Here is an 18,585-nt window from a genome sequence, read left to right as displayed (position 1 = left end):
CCATCTTCGCCTCCACGGGACATCTCCATGGATGCTTCCAGAATCAATCAGAGCCAAAACCGCAAGCCCGATCAGCTTCAAATCACCGCCGGCCATATGCGATTCGCCTGCCCTTGAGGGGGAGATGTCCGGCAGGACAGAGGGGGTGACAGGGCGCCAGCTTCGCGCGGATGTCTCGGGAGCGGCCGTGCCGCTCTGTCGATATCGATGCTCTTTCGCCTTACGCCGCGCCAGCCGCCGCGTGGCCGAGCCTGTCCCTCGGCAGGTGGCAGCGGATGGCGTGGCCGTCGGGATCGTCGAGGAGCGGCGGTTCGTCGGTCTCGCAGATCGGCCCGAACTTGCGGGGACAGCGGGTGTTGAAGACGCAGCCGGTCGGCGGATTGACCGGGCTCGGAATCTGGCCCTCCAGCCGGATGCGCGTGCCGCGCTCGCCGGTCACCGTGGGCGCCGCCGAGAGCAGCGCCTCGGTATAGGGGTGATGCGGGCCCTTCAGGACGCTCTTAGCCGCGCCGATCTCCATCAGCCGGCCGAGATACATCACCGCGATCCGGTCCGACAGATGCCGGACGACGCCGAGATCGTGGGAGATCAGGATGTAGCTCACCTGCCGCTCGGCCTGGAGCTCGGTGAGGAGGTTGAGGATCGCCGACTGCACCGAGACGTCGAGAGCCGAGGTCGGCTCGTCGCAGACGATGACCCGCGGATCGGCGGCAAACGCTCGGGCCACAGCGACGCGCTGCTTCATGCCGCCGGAAAGCTGGCGCGGCCTGGCGGGAAGCTGGCGCTTCGTCAGGCGGACCGCCTCGAGCAGCTGGGTGACGCGGGCCGTCCGCGCCTTGCCGCTGAGGCCGGCGAGCCGCTCGACGGCCCGACCGATGAGGTGCTTCACCGTATGGGCGCGGTTCAGCGCCGAATCCGGGTTCTGGAAGATGATCTGGATCGCCTTGACGACATCCCGCGGCCGCTGGTGGACGCTTGCCGGAATCTCCGCCCCGTCGAGCCGGATCGCGCCGCCGGCATCGTGTTCGACAAGGCCGAGGATGAGATTGGCGAGGGTCGACTTGCCGGAGCCGCTCTCGCCGACGAGGCCGAGTGTCTCGCCAGGAGCGAGGCTGAGGGAGACGTCGCGCAGCGCCTGGACGCGGCGGTTGCCGGGCAGCTGGTAGGTCTTCGACAGATGCTCGATCGCCAGCACCGGCTCGACGTCCGGTCCACGCTCGGGGGTGGTGACCGGCGGCGCCTCGCTCATCCGCGGCAGCGCGTCCACCCGGTCGTGGAAATGGCAGCGGCTGCCGCGCCCCGGCCCGACGTCGGAGAGCGGCGGAGCCTCGGTTCGGCAGCGCTCCTCGGCGAGGCCGCAGCGCGGGGCGAAGACGCAGCCGGCGGTGATCGAGCCGGGAACCGGCGGAAAGCCCGGAATGTTGTCGAGCGCCGGGCCGCCCTTGAAGCCCGCCCGCGGCAGGCAGCGCAGGAGCCCTGCGGTATAGGGGTGGCGGGGCTCGGAAAACAGCGCCCGGGCCGGCCCCTCCTCGACGAGCTTGCCGGCATAGAGCACGCCGACGCGGTTGCAGAGCGAAGCGACGGCCGCGAGGTTGTGGCTGATGAACAGGACCGCGGCGCCGAATTCCTGGCGCAGCGAATCGACGAGGTCGAGCACCTCGGCCTCGATGGTGGCGTCGAGGCCGGTGGTCGGCTCGTCGAGGATCAGCAGCGCCGGATCCTTGGCCAGCGCCATGGCGATGACGACGCGCTGCTGCATGCCGCCGGAGAGCTGATGGGGAAAGCTCGCCATCACGCGGGACGGATCGGAGATCCGCACCCGACCGAGCATCGCCTCGCCGCGCTCCAGGGCCTCGGAGCGCGAGGCGCCGAGGAGCTCGAACACCTCGGCGATCTGGCGGCCGATGGTGAGCGAGGGGTTGAGCGCCTTGCCGGGATCCTGAAACACCATGGCGACGTCGTGGGCGCGCATCTGGCGGAGCGCCGCCGCGCCGAGGGTGGCGACGTCTTTGCCGGCAATGCTGGCATGACCGGCCGAGATCCGGCCGTTCGGCGGCAGCACGCGCTGGACGGCGAGGGCGACGGTCGACTTGCCGGAGCCGGATTCGCCGACGAGGCCATAGGCCTCGCCGCGGGCGATGGTCAGGCTGACGTCGGAGAGCACCGGCAGGTCGCGGCCCCTGACCCGATATGTGACGCTGAGGCCGCCGAGTTCGAGGGCCGGGGAGGCGCCAGACGCGGCCTCTTGGTGCGGGGCTTCGGCGAGCGCGCTCATTCGGCCAGCGCCCGCTGCAGGCCTTCGGCGGCGAGGTTTACCCCGACCACCAGCGAGGCGGTGGCGACCGTCGCCGGCACCACCGTCCACCAGAAGCCGCCGACGAGGACGCCGTAATTCTCGGCGATGGCAAGGCCCCAGTCGGGCGAGGGCGGCTGGACGCCGAAGCCTAGGAAGGAGAGCGAGGCGATGGTGAAGATCGCATAGCCGAGCCGGACCGTGGTCTCGACGATGATCGGCGGCCAGATATTCGGCAGGATCTCGACGAACATGACGTGCAGCCAGCCTTCGCCGCGCACCGCCGCCGCCGGCACATAGTCGAGATGGCGCTCCGACAGCACCGCGGCGCGCACCGTGCGGGCGACGAGCGGGGTGAAGACGAGGCCGACGACGACGACCACCGTCGGCGTCGAGGGGCCGAGGGCGACGAGCACCATCAGCGCGACGATGATCAGCGGCAGCGACAGCATCACCTCGATCAGCCGGCCGATGATGGCATCGGTCCAGCCGCCGAAATAGCCCATGAGGAGGCCGACGGCGGTGCCGAGCGCGGTGCCGAGCAGGGTCGCCAGCGGCGCCACGGTGAGGATGTCGCGGGCTCCGACGAGGACGCGGGAGAACACGTCGCGGCCGATCTGGTCGGTGCCGAACCAGTGTTCGGCTGAGGGCGGGGCGAGGGTGTTGAGAAGATCGTCGGCGAGCGGATCATAGGGCACGAAGGACGGCGCGAAGGCGGCGCAGAAGGCCCAGAAGAGGACGATCGCCGCCCCGGTGAGGAAGGTCGGGCTGCGCAGGAGCAGGCCGAGCGTCGAGTGTTCCTTGGAGATGGCGGGCGCCGGCGCAGCGGTTTCCATGGCCGCTGGATCCGAGGCGGCGGTTTGCGGGGCGGCGCTCACCGGGCGAGCTCCGCCCGCAGCCGCGGATTGAGCATCACCGTCAGGCAGTCGGCGACGAAGGTCGCGACGATGAAGAAGGCGCCGATGGTCAGGATGCCGGCCTGCAGCATGGCGAAGTCCTTCGCTTTCGCCGCTCCGAGGACGAGATTGCCGATCCCCTGATAGCGGAACAGCGTCTCGACGACGACGAGGCCGCCGAGGGCATAGCCGGTCTGCGCCGCGACCACCGCGATCGTCGGCACCAGCGCGTTGCGCAGGACGTGGCGGGTCAGCACGGTCCGCCAGGGCAGGCCCTTGAGGATCGCGGTGCGGGTGTAGTCCGAGGACAGCGCCTCGATGGTGCCGGCACGGGCCATCCGGGCGATGTAGCCGAAGAGCACGATCACCAGCGGCAGCGCCGGCAGGATCAGATGCTCGATCTGGACGAGCGGGCCGGCGCCGTCCGGCCAGGTGGCCGAGAGCGGCAGCCACCTGAGGATCACCGCGAAGACGAGGATCAGGGCGATCGCCGAGACGAATTCCGGAATGACGGTGAGGGAAAGGCTCGCCACCGAGATGATCCTGTCGAGCGGCCTGCCGGCATTCAGCGCCGCGAGGACGCCGCCGCCGATGCCGAGCGGCACAACGATGACGAAGATCACCGCGACGAGCTTCAGCGACTTGACGAGGGCATCGCCGACGAAGGGGGCGACAGGGGCGCGATAGGAATAGGACTGGCCCATGTCGCCCTCGAGCATGTTGCCGACCCAGGAGACGTAGACCTCCACCGGCGGGCGGTCGGCACCGAGCTCGGCATTCAGCGCCGCGACCGCCCGCGCATCGGCGAGCGGCCCGAGGATCGCCCGGCCGGGATCGCCGGGCAGGACCTGCGCGCCGAGAAAGACCACGACGCTGACCAGCCACAGCGTTAGCAGGCTGAGGCCCAGCCGACGCAGCAGGAAGCGGCCGAATGCCGACTTCACGGGACTCAGCCGACGGAGGCGGTCTGCAGGAAGATCTGCCCCATCGCCGTCGGCTGGACATTCTTCATGTTGGGCGAGGCGGCCGTCAGATAGTCGTAGAAATACGGGTAGATGATCGGCGTCTCGTCGAGGAGCAGGCGCTGGATCTTGCCGGCGACCTCCTTCTGGGCGTCGAGATCGAGCGCCGCGACATAGTCCGAGGCGAGCTTGTCGTAGTCGGCATTCTGGAAATTCGCGGCGTTCCAGGTGCCGTCGCTCTTCAGCGGCGCGGCGAGGAAGACGTTGGGAACGCCGCGATGGCCGTAGTCGGTCATGCCGAATTCGGAGTCCAGCCAGTCCGACTTGCCGGGAACCGCATCGCCGTAATAGGCGCCGGAATCCTCGATCTTCAGCGTCACATTGATGCCGATTTCGGCGGCGGCGTTCTTGATCAGGCTCGCCAGCGCCGGCAGTTCCTGGATCTGCATCGTCGTGAAGGTGACGTCGAAGCCGCTCGTTCCGGCCTCGCCCATCAGCTGCTTGGCCTTTTCGATGTCCTTCGCCCGCTGCTCGACGGTCTTGTCGGTGGAGGGAAAGATCGGCGCGAAGGGCGAGTCGTTGCCGACCTCGGCCATGCCGCGGAAGAGGCCCTGCACCAGCCGTGGCCGGTCGAGGGTGAGCGCCATCGCCTGGCGCACCCGCTTGTCGGCAAACGGCCCCGACTGGCACTTCATGTGGATCTCGCGATGGGCGTTCGAGGCGAGCCGGATGATCTCGACCGCGGGATTGTCGAACAGGCTCTGGGAGCCCTGGACGGTGACCTGCTGGACGATGTCGACCTGGCCGCCGAGCAGCGCCAGCACCTGCGGCTGCTGGTCGGCGTAGAAGCTGAGCTCGACCCGGTCGAGCAGCGGCGCGCCGCCCCAGTAGTCGGGATTCCTGACGAAGCTGGCGCCGACCTTCGGGGTGTATTTCTCGAGGATGAAGGGGCCGGTGGCGTTCATCTTCGTTTCGAAGTCGCCGGAATAGTCCGCCGGCAGGATGATGGCGTTGTAATTGTCGGAGGAGACGTAATAGGGGAAGTTGCCGTTCGGCGCGTCGAGATGGAACTCGACGGTGTGGTCGTCGACCTTCTTCGCGCCGCCCTTCGACAGGACACCCTTGAAGGCCGAGAGGGCGTTGGAGCCGTTGGCGGGGTCGGCGAGCCGGTCGATCGAGGCGACGACGTCGTCCGCCGTCATCGTCCGGCCGTCGTGGAACTTGGCGTCGTCGCGCAGCTTGAAGGTCCACACCGTGCCGTCGTCGTTCGGCGACCATTCGGTGGCGAGCATCGGCTTCAGGACGAGATCCGGCCCGTCGAGGACGAGGAAGTCGCCGACCTGCTGCAGCACGAGGAGGCCGTACTGGTCGGCGACGGTGACAGGGTCGATCCTGCCGGAGGGGGCGATCAGTGCGATGCGGGCGGTGCCGCCGGGCTTGCCGGTCTGCGCCATGGCGCGGCCGATCGGATCGAGGCCGGTGGTCTTCAGCGCCGCGGCCATCACTGCCAGGGAGAGGCCGACCCGGCTGCCATGCCGCAGAAACGAGCGGCGATCGAGCCGGCCGCCCAACAATTCGTCGATGACGTGGTTCTCAAGATCGGTGCGGCCGAGCCGCCACTGATCAAGATGCCTGATGATGCGAGACATGGCGTCGACCCCCGATTGGTTCGAACCTGATACAATCAAGTTTCGTGCCAGAGGGGAAGCGTTTTCGCCTCGTTTCGCGTCGGAGTCGAAGGAGCGACCACGGCCATCGGCGGCCGCGGATACTGCCGCGGACGCTGTAGCCGCGGGCGGCGCCGGTCGGGCAGGACAGCGGCGGGAATGCCGCGGACCGCCCTGCCTGACCGCCCTGCCTGAGCCGCCGCGGCGGCCGCCGTCAGGCGACGGTGACGGAGAGGTCGCCGATCCCGTCGACATGCCCTTCGAGCTTGTCGCCCCTGGTGACCGCGCCGACGCCCGCGGGGGTGCCGGTCATGATCACGTCGCCGGGGGCGAGGGTGAAGAGGGTCGAGAGATAGGAGATCGCCTCGGCGGTCTTCCAGATCATCTGGTTGAGGTCGCCGTCCTGGCGGGTCTCGCCATTCACCTTCAGCCAGATCGCACCGGCATCCGGATGACCGATCTCGCTGGCCGGCACGATCTCGGAGATCGGAGCGGATTTCTCGAACGCCTTACCGATCTCCCAGGGGCGGCCCATCTTCTTGGCGACGCCCTGCAGGTCGCGGCGGGTCATGTCGAGGCCGACGGCGTAGCCGTAGACGTGGTCGAGCGCGTCCTCGGTGGAAATGTCGGCGCCGCCCTTGCCGAGACAGACGACGAGTTCGATCTCGAAATGGACGTCCGAGCTCTGCGTCGGATAGGGAAAGACGCCGTCGGTGGTGAGATTGTCCGGGTTCTTCTGGAAGAAGAAGGGCGGCTCCTTGTCGGGGTCGTGGCCCATCTCGATGGCGTGGTCGGCATAGTTGCGCCCGACGCAGTAGACGCGCCTTACCGGGAAGGTGTCGCTCGTGCCGCGGACCTTGATGGCGGGGACCGGCGCCGGCGTGAAGACGTGTGACATCGTGCTATCGATTCCTCTTGTCGTGGTGAAGGGTCAGCCGCGGCTTGCGGCATAGAAGTCGACGCGGCGCTCGAGCCAGGCGAGGCTTTCCGCGAGGATGAAGGCGAGGGCGAAGAGGACGAGCAGCGCCGTCCAGAAATGCTCCATCAGGAAGCGCGAGCCGTAGAGCTTGAACAGCGCGCCGAAGCCGACGATGGAGACGAGGAGCTGGCCGATGATGACGCCCTTGACCGCCCGGATGACGCCGAGCCTGATGCCGGCGAGGATCTCCGGCAGCGCCGCCCAGAGATAGATCCGGGTGAAGGCCTGGAGACGGTTCGCCCCGAAGCTGTGCGCCATCTCGACCAGCGAGGGCGAGATCGAGCGCACGCCGGCCCGGGCGTCGAGGACGATGATCCAGATCGCGAACAGGACGACGGTCAGGATGATCGTCGTCTGGCCGAGGCCGAAGATCACCATGATCACCGGCACCAGAGCGGTGAGCGGTGCCGAAAGGAAGAGGTTCACCCAGGGCAGGAACAGCCGGTCGGCGATCACCGAGCGGCCCATCAGGATGCCGAGGGGAACACCGACGGCGATCGCGATGACGTTTCCGACGATGAATGCGTAGGCCGTCACGCCGAGCGCCGACATGAAGGAGGCCGTCGGCACGATCTCGAAGAGCCGCATGACGACACTCGACAGCGGCGGCAGCAGGATGGTGACCTGCAACTGGCCGATGATTTCCCAGAGGATCGCCCACAGAAGGAGCGAGGCGACCATCGGGATACGGCGTCCGAAAACGATCATGGCGGCCTCAGTCCAGATAGGTTTTGAGCGAGTACCAGATGGCATCGACGGTATCGAGATAGACCGGATGGCGCCGGATCGCCTCGGTGTCGCCATCGCGGTTGATGTCCGGCTCGATGATCTCGGCGATGCGCCCCGGACGCGGCGACAGCAGCACGATCCGGTCGGAGACGTAGACCGCCTCCTCGATCGAATGGGTGACGAAGATGAAGGTCTTCTTCTCCTGCGCGACGAGGGTGAGCAGCTCCTCCTGGAACTTGCGGCGGTTCTGCTCGTCGACGGCCGAGAAGGGCTCGTCCATCATCACCACGTCGGCATCGACGCAAAGTGCCCGGGCGAGCCCGACGCGCTGGCGCATGCCGCCGGAGAGTTCGTGCGGATAGCGGTTCTCGAAGCCGGCGAGCCCGACCCTGGCGATCGAGCGGCGGGCGATCTCCTCGCGTTCGGCCTTGGCCATGCCGCGCATCTCGAGGCCGAAGGTGACGTTCTTGATGACGCTCGCCCAGGGCATCAGCGCGAAGTCCTGGAAGACGAAGGCGCGTTCCGGGCCGGGGCCGGAGACGACCTTGCCGTTGACCCGCACCTCGCCGGCGCTCGCCGGCAACAGGCCGGCGATGATCTTGAGCAGGGTGGTCTTGCCGCAACCGGAGGGACCGAGCAGCGAGGTCAGCTGGCCGCGCGGGAAGTCGACGGTAATGTCCTTCAGCGCCTGCACCGTGCCGGCGTAGATCTTGTCGAGGTTGCGGACCTCGACGACGGAATCGGTGACCGGGCGTGCCGCGGTGAGGGCGATGGGGGCGTTCACGGCGAAGCTCGCTTTTCGGGACGAAACAGGATGACTTCCGCCTGTTCGATCGCCTCGATGAAGACGACGGAGAAGACGATGATCGAGAGGATTGCCGCATACATCGACGGGTAGTCGGCGATCGAGCGGCTGTAGGTGATGATATCGCCGACGCCGGTCGGCGTGATCAGCAGTTCGGCGAGGATCGCGCCGATGAAGCCGGAGGCGCAGCCGAGACGAAGGCCGGCGAAGATCACCGGGCTCGCCGCCGGCAGGATGATCCGGCTGATCACCTTGCGGCGGGGCGCCAGGAACGAGCGGCCCATCTCGGTCAAAGAGACCGGCGTATGGCGGACCGCCGCGAAGGAGTTCAGGACGATCACCGGCATCGCCATGATGCAGACGACCAGCGTCTTCGAGGTCAGCCCGATGCCGTAGGCGAAGACGATCAGCGGAATCAGCGCGGCGAGGGGCGCCGCCTGGGCGACGATGAAGATCGGCGAGGCGAACCATTCCGCCCTTTCGTCGAGACCCATCGCGACGCCGACCGCGACGCCGAGGATCGCCGAGACGACCAGGCCGATGAGGAGCGGCTGCAGGGTGATGGCGAAGGCGGCGAAGAGCGAGCCGTCGGCGAGCATCGCCCAGAGGGCGGCCATGGTCTCGGTGAAGGTCGGAAAGGCCGGGCTGATCGGTACCGTTCCCGCCCACTGCCAGGCGAGGCAGAGCGCCGCCGCCGAGACGATCCGAAGCGTCACCGGATGGGTGAAGAAGCGGGTGGCGGCGCCCGGCCTGCGATCGAGGAGGGCCCCCTTGCGGGACGGCCCTCCGGCAGATCGCTCCCGGGCAAGGGCGAAGCCTGCCGGCTCCACCTCAAGCTGGTTCGGATGCTCAGCCACCGAGCTGCTCTGCGGCGTGCTTCAGGGGTTCGAGATCCCAGAAGTCCTCGACCTTCAGGCTGTCGGCCGGCCCTTCGAGCTGCCCCGCCTTGGTGTAGAAGTCGAAGTCGGCCTTAGCGGCGTCCATGCCGCCCTGCGGATCGAACAGGCCGTTCTCGACGCCTTCCTTGTAGAAGGGCGTCACCTCGTCGAGGATCTCCTTCGGCTGGTCGGCGAGAAGATTGCGCTTCTCGCGCTCGGTCTCGATGATCGAGGGATCGTCGTTCATCTCCTGCCAGGTGCGCAGAAGTTCGGTAACGAGGATGTCCGCCTTGTCGGAATTCTCGTCCAGCCATTTCTGCGAGGCGAAGACCAACTCGTCGCTCGGCTTGGCGTCGAGGCCGGGCAGGACATGGAACTTGTCGCCGGCCTTTGCCATCAAGAGGTTCTTGTTGGCGAGATCGACGATGGTGGCGTCGATCGTGCCGTTCATCATCGCGATGATGCGGTTTTCCGATCCCGGCACGTAGGAGCGCTGGCCGAAGCTGATGCCCTCCTTGGCGGCGATGATGTCGCCGATCGCCTCGGTCCCGGTGCCCCGCGCATGGAAGGTGAAGGGCTGGCCGTCCAGATCCTTCCAGCTCTGGTATTTGTTGGCGGCGACCGGGAAGAACACCAGCCGCGACATCTGGAACACCGCGCGCAGCGGCACCTTGGCCTTCTGGATGATGGTGTAGGGGGTGCCGACGCCGATATCCGCCTGGCCGCCGACCAGCGCCTGGATCGCCAGCTCCTCCTCGGCGAAGGAGGTCAGCTCGTAGTCGAGCCCCTTGTCCTTGGCCCGGTCGAGGGCGACCAGAAAGGCCAGCGTCTCGACGCTGACGACGTCGCCGAGGGCGACGCGAACCTTTTCCTGCGCCAAGGCGGCACTGCTGCCGAGACCGATCGTCGCGACGACGAGCCCCGTCGCGACGGCCTTTGCCGCGCGCTCCAATATACCCATGATGTTCCTCCCAATGGCGTTCGATTCGAGGGGTGCCTCAATCGACCTCTTGACGGGTCGTTCTCTTGCCAATGTCGAATTGGTTAAGGCATATTGGTTCAATGATCAAGGTGGAATCGACAATTGTCCAATTCAGCATCGCCTAGCCCGGCATCGCTCGACTTCGCCGCTGGCGGCGGTGAAGACCGGCAGGCGGGCCATGCCGCCGACGAGCGCGACGGCGGCCGCAGCGCCCTCGTCCAGCTGCGGGCGTTCCTGGCGCAGCAGGACTATGCGGCCAATTCGCGCCTGCCGCCGGAGCGCGATCTCTGCGAAAGCCTCGGCGTTTCGCGCGGCGACCTGCGCAAGGCGCTGGCCGTCCTGGAGGAGCAGGGGGAGCTGTGGCGCCATGTCGGCAAGGGCACCTTCACCGGCACCCGCCCGGTCGCGGAGATCGACAGCGTCGCGGTCATCGCCAAGCAGACCAATCCGGCCGAGGTGATGCGGGCGCGGCTGGTGATCGAGCCGGAACTGGCGCGGGAGGCGGCGCTGCACGCGACGGCGGAGGACATCGCCACCTTGCGGCACTGCGCCGAGAATTCCCGCCTCGCCGAGACCTGGCGCCACTACGAGAACTGGGACAACCGATTGCACCGGGCGATCGCCGAGGCCGGCGGCAACGCCCTGCTGCTCGCCGTGTTCGACACGATCAACGCGGTGCGGCGCACGGTGGTCTGGGGCCGGCTGCGCAGCGAACAGACCGTTCCGCCGCCCGACCATCACAGCTTCGCCGATCACGACGCCATCGTCGACGCCATCGAAGACCGCAACCTGGTGGCGGCGGCGAACGCCATGCGCCGGCATCTGCAGCACGTCCAGGATCGTCTGATCGCGCGCCACCACGACGCCGCCTCATAGAGCATCGGATCGAAAAGCGGATGTCGGTTTTCGTAAAATCCGCTGCGTAAACAAAGGACTTGAGCTGAAAGCCTGATCCCGATTTCAGGCCGATGCTGTAGCGCCCGCGCCGTTGATCGGCGGTGGCGGCGTCGCGGCAGGCGGCCGACAAGCCGAAGCCCCCGCCGGGGGAGCCGGCGGGGGCGAGCGGAGGCACGGGAATTTTGGTGGGAGGTCCAAACGCGGGCGGCAGCTGCGGCCGCCCGCCGTCCCCATGCTCCGTCACGCGGGGCGGTCTTCCAGATAATGCAGCGTGTAGCCGTTTTCGTCGGTGATGCGGGTGAACTCGCTGCGGCCGCAGACGAACATCTCGGGTTCGACGGTCATGTAGTGCAGCTGGTATTTCGGGCCGAAGCGGACGACGCCGATGCCGTGATAGGGCAGGAGGTTCGATCTGAGCTTGTACTCCGGATAGAGCCGCAGGCCGAGGACGGGGATGCCCTTGGTGTGGATCGTCGCGCGCACCGAATTGGGGAAGAACTGCTCCTCCCATTTCAGGTCCGCCGCGGCGGCCTTCAGCGCCCTATATTCGGCGAGCCCCGCCCGCGCCCTGCGCTGCAGCTCGTCGGTCGCCTCGCCGGCGCCCGAACCGCTGAACTGCTGGCGAAGCGCGTCATAGTCCAGCTGGCGCTTGGCGGTGTTGATGCTCGCCGCCATGCTGGCCAGCCAGACGTCGTAGGATTCCGGGCTGAGCCCGTCGGCGAAGGGATCGGCGTGAAAGCGCGCCGACCAGTGCTCGAAGCTTTGCTGGAACTCCTCGAAGCGGCCGGACAGGATCTGCGCCATGTCGTAGAGCTTGATCGTGTCGGTGCAGCCGATCTTCTCGACCATCTTGCGCAGAAGCTCGACATAGTGGAGCGCCTCGACCGCGGTGACGCCGAAGGGCAGGCCGTAGAAGGTGCTGTCGGTGATCAGATGGAAGACGGCTCCCGCCGGATAGATCTGGCGGATCATCTCGGCGATGTTCGCCATGTGCCGGAGCGAGACCTCCTCGGCAGTCGTCGGCACCGTGAGCTGCAGCCGCTTCACCGGATTGCGGATGACGCAGAAGACCGGCAGCAGGATCGAGACCGGCTCGCCCTTCTCGACCGCGTCCTGGATCCGGCCCTTCCAGATCTCGCTCTCGGCGAAGCGGCTGCGGGAGTTGAACTGGATCGTGCGGTGGTTGATCAGGTCGAAGACGCGCTCGTGAACCGGCTTGTCGGCGGTCTTCTTCTGGAAGGCCTCCCAGTCGAGGCGGCGGATATGGACGCATTCGGCGACCATCTTCTCGTCTTCCGGTCCGGCCGGCCGCGACCTCTGGGGCTGAAGGCGGGGATCCTCCTCGGGCCATGCGTCGATGAAGCTGAGCCGAGCGTCGCTGATGGCTTCGCCATCGCGGCCAACGTCGATGTAGGACGGTGCGCTGTAGTTCATGGGACGGGTTCCTCTGCAAGTGAGCTGACGAGATCTGGTCCGGCAAGCCGGATCGGGCGGTGTGGCCGAAGCCACGGCGTCTTGGCGGCAGGCCCGCGTCTCGGGCCCGGCACCGGGCCAAGCTGTCCCGGTGAATGCTGGATCAGATGTACGGCCGCCCGTCGCGGCGCGCTGTGTCGTGCATCACTCGCCGGGCGAGGGACTGTGCAGATTGTCGGGAAGCGGCGATCTGCGCGATCTGCAAGGTGAGGTCCGCCGGCCCGACGCGACCGGGAATCATATGGTAGAAAGATAATCATCTTATAGAACGATAGACGCCCAGACTGGCTGACGTCAAAGACGTCCGCCACACGCCATACGGCTTATTCAAGGGCGTGCCGGAAAGGGCGCCGAGCTCGCTCGGTGAACTGGCTGCTTCAGCGAGTTGGCTGCGACGTCGAAGAAATTCCCTCGCGTAAAGGTCGCCCCGAGAGGGCCGCCCGGTGACTGCGTTGCACCGGTCTCGTGCGCCATCTGCGCGAAAGGGTCACCGGTCTTTCCCGGTGCCTGTCGAGACCAGGGATGTTTCGCCGGCAGTAAGGCGGCGCGCCAGCCGACGGGACTTGCTCCCGACGTTCGGCGGAATGCCGCCGCAGCCCATCAGGCTGCGCAGGCTGCATGGTATCGCATCAAGTCATTGAAAAGAATGGCGCGCCCGAAAGGATTCGAACCTCTGACCCCCAGATTCGTAGTCTGGTGCTCTATCCAGCTGAGCTACGGGCGCCCTTGAAGCGAGCGACGATCGAATGGCCGTCCTCGTTGGCGCGCTAGGTAGCCGCTCGAGGCTGCGATTGCAAGCACCCTTTCGTCATCGATCTGCAATCTTCCGGCATCCGGCCGTCTCGAAGCCCTGCCTGCCCCGCGGCTGCTCTGCGCCAAAATGCTGCGGGCTCGAAGTGGCCGGCGCGCCGGCCGGCTGGCGCGTCTTAGGTCCGGCAGGACGCATAAAGACCGCGCCAGCTCATTCACCGCATCGTGCTTTCCGAAAATCGATTCCGATTTCGGGCCGATGCCGTCGGGAGTGGGTGGCTTCGCTGCCCACCGGCCGGCGGATGACATGGCCGGCGCGCCGGGCCACGGTCGCGGCGAATGGCGGCGAGCGACCCGGACTTGATCGCGCCCAGCGAGCAGCCGGGCGCCGGGGGGCTTGTCGGCGCCCGCCGGCAGCCGCCAAAGGATTGACAAGCCGGGGCGCGCCGCCGAGACAGGGCGGCACGACGGCATCGGCCGGACAATCGGAATCGATTTTCGAACCGCTGGATGCGTCGATCCAAGGAGTTGGAGCGTCCTTCGCGCGTCCTTTGGGCGCGGCGCTCTCGAAAGGCGGCCCGAAGCCGCGGCATCAGGGGGAGGAAACCAGAAAATGAAGACAACGATCGTCGCGGGCCTTGCGGCCAGTCTCGCCGTCCTCGTCGCGCTCGGCGGAACCGCCGGCGCCGAGGAGCGCATCGCCTACAAATCGGCGAAAAGCGGCACGTCCTACTACCAGATGGGCGTCGAGCTCGCCAATGCGGTGAAGGCAGGCAGCAAGGGCGAGGCGATCCTCACCGTCGAGGAGAGCCAGGGCTCGGTCCAGAACGTCATGGAAGCCGCGGCGCGCGCCGGCAACTACGTCTTCACCGCCCCGCCGGGGCTGGTCTCGGCGGCGGCTGCCGGCAAGGGCCCCTTCGAAAAGCGGCCCAATCCGCGCTTTGCCGAGATCCGGGCGCTGTTCCCGATCCCGTCGCTGACCATGCATTTCATCGTCGCCGGTGGCGGCGAGGCGCACGACCTCTCCGCCCTCAAGGGCAAGACCATCCTTCTCGGCAAGGGCAGCTTCGGCGCCACCGAGGGTGAGAAATATCTCGATCTCTTCGGCCTGAAGGATTCCGTCACCGTCGCCGACGCCGAACTCGGCAATGCCGCCGATGCGCTGAAGAACGGCCAGATCGACGGCTTCGTCACCGCCGGATCCTTCCCGGCGCCGAACGTCATCGAGGCGTCCGCCGGCGGCTCGATCGCGCTTCTGTCCCTGAGCGACGCCGAGGTCGAGAAGACCGGCCGCAGCCGCCAGGTCATCCCCGCCGGCACCTATGCCGGGGTCGATACCGACACGGTCACCACCTCGCTGCCGGTCTTCGCCTTCTCGACGACGGCGATGAGCGACGACACCGCCTATCTCCTGACCAAGACATTCTGGGAGGAAAAGGCAGCGCTCGCCGGCGAATCGCGCTGGTGGAAAGCGGTCGATCCGGAACTCCTCGCCGAGGGCGGGGTGAAGCTTCACCCGGGCGCCCTTCGCTATTACGAGGAGGCGGGCGTCGCCGTGCCGGACACGCTGAAACAGTAAGCTTTCGCATGGCGGCGGGCGTCGTTCCGCCGCCATGCCGGTGACCATCGAATCGGGCGGGGCGACCTGCCATTCCTCACATTGCCGCGTACCCGTCCGCCCGTGTTCCTCTTCCGCACCTTCGACCCCTGCCGACCGGCGCCTTCCCGGTGCGTCCGGGCTGAATTCAGCCCCGGAGCGGCGGCATGAGTCTCACAACCGCCGACGCCGGGGTTTCGGCGCCCCGGCGCCTCGTCTGGCAGGGGCTCGGCGTCGTCTCCGTCGCCTTCCATCTGGCGCTGGTGTTTTCCGGGCTGGTGCCGGCGCTGGTCGCCCGGCCGCTGCACATGGCGCTGGCGCTGCCCTGGCTGTTCGTCTTCGCCGCCCGCTCGCGGCTCGACGCTCTCTCCGGCTGGCTGTTCCTCGCCATCGGCGAGATCGGCTGCCTATATGTGGCGCTGAATGCCGACGCTCTGTCGGACCAGTACGGCTTTCTCGACACGCCGCTGCAGCTCGCCATCGCCATCGCGCTTGTCGCCGTCGCTCTGGAGGCCGCCCGCCGCTCGATCGGCTGGCCGCTGCCGCTGGTGGCCGCGACCTGCCTCGCCTATGGCCTGTTCGGCCAGTACATTCCCGGCGAATACGGCCATCCCGGCTTTCCGCTCGCCAGCTTCCTCGGGACGATGACCATCACCGAGGGCGGCCTCTGGGGCTCGCTCACCGGGGTGTCGGTGTCGATCGTCGCGATCTTCGTCATTCTCGGCGCGGTGCTGAATGCCGGCGAGGCGGGGCAGGGCTTCATGAACCTCGCCTCGGCGGCGGCCGGGCGCCTGAGGGGCGGCGCGGGCAAGGTCTCGGTGCTCTCCTCGGCGATGTTCGGCTCGATCTCCGGCTCGGCCTCGGCGAACGTCGCCTCGACCGGCGCCGTCACCATCCCGGCGATGAAGCGGCTCGGCTATCCGAAGGCGCTGGCGGGCGCCGTCGAGGCGGTCGCCTCCTCGGGCGGCCAGATCATGCCGCCGCTGATGGGCGCCGGCGCCTTCGTCATGGTGGAGCTCACCGGCACGCCCTATGGCGAGATCATCCTCGCGGCGCTGCCGGCGGCGATCCTCTATTTCCTGACGGTCTGGATCGGCATCGATCTCTTCGCCCGGCGCTACGACCTCGCGGCGATGGAGGATGCCGACCGGCCGAAGCCGCGGCTGGTGGTGATCACCACGCTGTTCTTCCTGGTGCCCTTCAGCGTCCTCCTCTATGCAATGTTCGGCGCCGGCGTGACGCCGCAATATGCTGCCTGTCTCGCCATCCTCGCAGGCGTGATCCTGCTGTTCTTCGATGCGGCCTTCAGCTTTTCGCCGCGGCGCTTCCTTCAGCGGGCGGCGGTCGCCGCGATGGAGGCGGGGCGGCAGATCGCGGTGATCGCCGCGATCATCATCTGCGCCTCGATCGTCGTCGGCGTCCTCGGCATGACCGGGCTCGGGGTGAAGGTGACCTCGGCGATCCTGGCGCTTGCCGGCGAATCGCTCGTCCCGGCGCTGCTCCTGACGGCGCTCGCCTGCATCCTTCTCGGCATGGAGGTGCCGACCACCGCCGCCTATGTCATCTGCGTCACCGTGGCCGGGCCGGCGCTCCAGCATCTCGGCATCGAGCCGCTGCTCGCCCATCTCTTCGTCTTCTGGTTCGCGCTGCTCTCGACCATCACGCCGCCGGTCTGCGGCGCCGTGTTCATCGCCGCCGGCATGGCCGGGGAAAACTGGCTGAAGGTCGCCGCCTCGGCGATGCGGCTCGGGGTCGGGCTCTACGTCATTCCGCTGGCGATGATCTTCAATCCGTCGATCATCCATCTCGCCGACCGCCCGCTCGCCGCCTTCGCAGCCTTCCTGCAGATCGCCATCGGCCTCTGGTGCCTGTCCTTCGGGCTGATCTCGCCATCGCCGCCGTGGAAAAGGGCGCTCCTCGGCGCCCTCGGCCTGGCGATTTGCCTGATGCCTTCGCCGCTTTAAGATCGCCGCAGAGGCAGGCCCGACAAGGCCGCCGGAGAGAAGCGGGCGCCTTCGCCCCTGGAGAGACGATCATGGCAGAAAGCCGCTGGGCCATCGGCCTGATGACCGGAACCGTGCTCGACGGCAATATCGACGTCGCGGCGATCCGCAGCGACGGCGAGACGATCGCCGAATTCGGACCCTGCGAGCTGGTGCCCTATGGCAGCGACGTGACGCCGCTGATCGAGGCGGCCGTCGCCGATGCGCTGGAATGGCAGTTTTCCGGCGACGAGCCTGAAAGCTTCGCCGTCGCGGAAAGGTGCCTGACCGAAGCCCAGGCGGAGGCGGTGGCGGGTTTCTGCGAGCGGCACGGCCTGTCGCGCGAGGTCTCCGCCGTCGGCTTTCACGGCCAGACGGTGCTCCACCGGCCGCCGCAGGCGGGCGTTGCCGGCCGTACCCGCCAGCTTGGCGACGGGGCGCTGATGGCGAAGATGCTCGGCCTCACCGTGGTGCATGATTTCCGCACCGCCGATGTCGCGGCGGGCGGGCAGGGGGCGCCGCTCTCGGCGATCTATCACAGGGCGATGCTGGCGCGGATCGGCGCCGGGCCCGAGACGGCGGTGCTCAATCTCGGCGGAGTCGCCAATCTCTCCTATTTCGACGGCGAGACGCTGATTGCCTTCGACACCGGCCCGGCCAACGCCCCGATCAACGACTGGATCAAGGCGCATGACGCCGGCGAGATGGATCGCGACGGCCGACTGGCGCTGGAGGGAACGGTGGACGAGCCGCGGCTCGCCGGCCTCCTCTCCCATCACTGGCTGTCGGCGCCCTATCCGAAGTCCCTCGACCGGTTCAGTTTCCGCCAGGCGATGGCAGAGGGCCTGTCGCTGAAGGACGGCGCGGCGACGCTGACGGCGTTCACCGCCGGCGCGGTCGGCAGGGCGCTCGACCTTTTGCCGGTGCGGCCGACACGGCTCGTCGTCTGCGGCGGCGGCCGGCGCAATCCGGCGATCATGGCGGCGCTCGCGGCGCGGGCGAAGGTCGCCGTGGAGGATGCCGACGACTGCGGCCTCCGGGGCGACGCCGTCGAGGCGGAGTGCTTCGCCTATCTCGCGCTGCGGGCGCTGGAGGGGCTGGCGATCAGCTTTCCGCTGACCACCGGCGTGCCGCGGCCGATGGCCGGCGGCATCGTCAATCGCCCCTGAGAGCGGCGCCGGACTGGCGCGTCCGATCGGACGCGCGGGGCTCTAGAAATGGCTGGTGGGGCCGCCGGTGTCGGAGACCGTGTCGCTCAGCACCTGGCCGAGGAAGCTCGCATCCTTGCCGCCGGTCGGCGTGGTGCGGGAGATGAAGTCGAACACCCGGCCGTCCTTGAGGCCGTAGTCGGCGATGCGCTCGACCCGCTCGTCCTTGTCGAAATAGACCGCGAGAATGCGCTGGTCGACGAGCTGCGGCTGCAGGAAGGCGACGGGGCGGACCCGCTTCTGCGAGATGTAGTAGAAGACCTCGTTGTCGAAGGTCGCCTTGGTCGAGGGCGAGCCGAGGGCGAGAAGCACCTGCTCCTTGGAGGAGCCCGGCGGCACCAGTTCGAGCGACTTCGGATCGACGATATAGCCCTGATTGAGCACTTCGCTGGTCGAACAGGCCGACAGTGAGGACATTGCGAGGGCTGCTGTGCCCAGGGCGAACGCCAGCGTCAGACGCGTCTTCTTGCTCACGCTTTTCCTACTC

15 protein-coding genes and 1 tRNA gene are annotated in these 18,585 nt (G+C 67.7%); 4 read left to right on the top strand and 12 right to left on the bottom strand.

What is annotated here, in order from left to right:
* Positions 1 to 220: 220 nt before the first annotated feature.
* The 9 genes from E3C22_RS13030 to E3C22_RS12990 form a co-directional block, all read right to left on the bottom strand.
* Positions 221 to 2,275 carry an ABC transporter ATP-binding protein gene (locus tag E3C22_RS13030; RefSeq protein WP_134762444.1) on the bottom strand — a complete coding sequence of 685 codons (2,055 nt, stop codon included), beginning with the start codon at positions 2,273 to 2,275 and terminating at the stop codon, positions 221 to 223.
* The gene (locus E3C22_RS13025) at positions 2,272 to 3,129 is read right to left on the bottom strand and encodes an ABC transporter permease (protein ID WP_134762443.1); all 858 of its coding nucleotides are present in this window, start codon (positions 3,127 to 3,129) and stop codon (positions 2,272 to 2,274) included. The genes E3C22_RS13030 and E3C22_RS13025 overlap by 4 nt, the downstream gene beginning before the upstream one ends.
* Positions 3,130 to 3,167: 38 nt before the next feature.
* Positions 3,168 to 4,133, bottom strand: coding sequence for an ABC transporter permease (locus E3C22_RS13020; protein WP_280987695.1), 966 nt, complete (start codon positions 4,131 to 4,133; stop codon positions 3,168 to 3,170).
* Positions 4,134 to 4,138: 5 nt separating this feature from the next.
* Positions 4,139 to 5,800 carry an ABC transporter substrate-binding protein gene (locus tag E3C22_RS13015; RefSeq protein ID WP_134762442.1) on the bottom strand — a complete coding sequence of 554 codons (1,662 nt, stop codon included), beginning with the start codon at positions 5,798 to 5,800 and terminating at the stop codon, positions 4,139 to 4,141.
* 232 nt (positions 5,801 to 6,032) lie between these two features.
* Complete coding sequence (locus E3C22_RS13010) at positions 6,033 to 6,716, bottom strand: fumarylacetoacetate hydrolase family protein (RefSeq protein WP_134762441.1); 684 nt, start codon at positions 6,714 to 6,716, stop codon at positions 6,033 to 6,035.
* Between the two features lie 33 nt (positions 6,717 to 6,749).
* Positions 6,750 to 7,505 carry an ABC transporter permease gene (locus tag E3C22_RS13005; RefSeq protein ID WP_134762440.1) on the bottom strand — a complete coding sequence of 252 codons (756 nt, stop codon included), beginning with the start codon at positions 7,503 to 7,505 and terminating at the stop codon, positions 6,750 to 6,752.
* 7 nt (positions 7,506 to 7,512) lie between these two features.
* Positions 7,513 to 8,310, bottom strand: a complete 798-nt coding sequence (locus E3C22_RS13000) for an ABC transporter ATP-binding protein (RefSeq protein WP_134762439.1) — start codon at positions 8,308 to 8,310, stop codon at positions 7,513 to 7,515.
* Complete coding sequence (locus tag E3C22_RS12995) at positions 8,307 to 9,188, bottom strand: ABC transporter permease (protein WP_206026949.1); 882 nt, start codon at positions 9,186 to 9,188, stop codon at positions 8,307 to 8,309. Before E3C22_RS12995 ends, E3C22_RS13000 begins: the two co-directional genes overlap by 4 nt.
* Entirely contained in the window at positions 9,181 to 10,170 is a 990-nt protein-coding gene (locus tag E3C22_RS12990) for an ABC transporter substrate-binding protein (RefSeq protein ID WP_134762438.1), read from the bottom strand. Before E3C22_RS12990 ends, E3C22_RS12995 begins: the two co-directional genes overlap by 8 nt.
* Positions 10,171 to 10,413: 243 nt before the next feature.
* Between E3C22_RS12990 and E3C22_RS12985 the strand changes: the two genes are divergently transcribed.
* A complete protein-coding gene (locus E3C22_RS12985) occupies positions 10,414 to 11,067 on the top strand; it encodes a FadR/GntR family transcriptional regulator (RefSeq protein WP_245514977.1) in 654 nt (217 codons plus the stop codon).
* A gap of 261 nt (positions 11,068 to 11,328) precedes the next feature.
* Here E3C22_RS12985 and E3C22_RS12980 read toward each other — a convergent pair whose 3' ends face one another.
* Both E3C22_RS12980 and E3C22_RS12975 read right to left on the bottom strand, forming a co-directional pair.
* Entirely contained in the window at positions 11,329 to 12,522 is a 1,194-nt protein-coding gene (locus tag E3C22_RS12980; protein ID WP_134762436.1) for an L-tyrosine/L-tryptophan isonitrile synthase family protein, read from the bottom strand.
* 686 nt (positions 12,523 to 13,208) lie between these two features.
* A tRNA-Arg gene (locus E3C22_RS12975) sits at positions 13,209 to 13,285 on the bottom strand.
* A 639-nt stretch (positions 13,286 to 13,924) separates the two neighbouring features.
* Here E3C22_RS12975 and E3C22_RS12970 point away from each other — a divergent pair.
* The 3 genes from E3C22_RS12970 (at position 13,925) to E3C22_RS12960 (ending at position 18,059) form a co-directional block, all read left to right on the top strand.
* Positions 13,925 to 14,890 (top strand): TAXI family TRAP transporter solute-binding subunit, encoded by a 966-nt coding sequence (locus E3C22_RS12970; protein WP_134762435.1) that lies wholly within the window; start codon positions 13,925 to 13,927, stop codon positions 14,888 to 14,890.
* Between the two features lie 185 nt (positions 14,891 to 15,075).
* Entirely contained in the window at positions 15,076 to 16,872 is a 1,797-nt protein-coding gene (locus E3C22_RS12965) for a TRAP transporter permease (protein WP_134762434.1), read from the top strand.
* A gap of 71 nt (positions 16,873 to 16,943) precedes the next feature.
* The gene (locus E3C22_RS12960; RefSeq protein WP_134762433.1) at positions 16,944 to 18,059 is read left to right on the top strand and encodes an anhydro-N-acetylmuramic acid kinase; all 1,116 of its coding nucleotides are present in this window, start codon (positions 16,944 to 16,946) and stop codon (positions 18,057 to 18,059) included.
* 42 nt (positions 18,060 to 18,101) lie between these two features.
* On the opposite strand, the gene E3C22_RS12955 is transcribed toward E3C22_RS12960, so the two are convergent.
* Positions 18,102 to 18,515: an outer membrane protein assembly factor BamE gene (locus E3C22_RS12955; protein WP_134762498.1), complete on the bottom strand. Its 414-nt coding sequence runs from the start codon at positions 18,513 to 18,515 to the stop codon at positions 18,102 to 18,104.
* Positions 18,516 to 18,585 lie beyond the last annotated feature (70 nt).

Origin of the sequence: Jiella endophytica, from assembly GCF_004519335.1 — a bacterium.
Classification (GTDB): domain Bacteria; phylum Pseudomonadota; class Alphaproteobacteria; order Rhizobiales; family Rhizobiaceae; genus Jiella; species Jiella endophytica.
The sequence above is the reverse complement of the archived record's forward strand: the minus strand, read 5'-3'. Positions and strand labels throughout refer to the sequence as shown.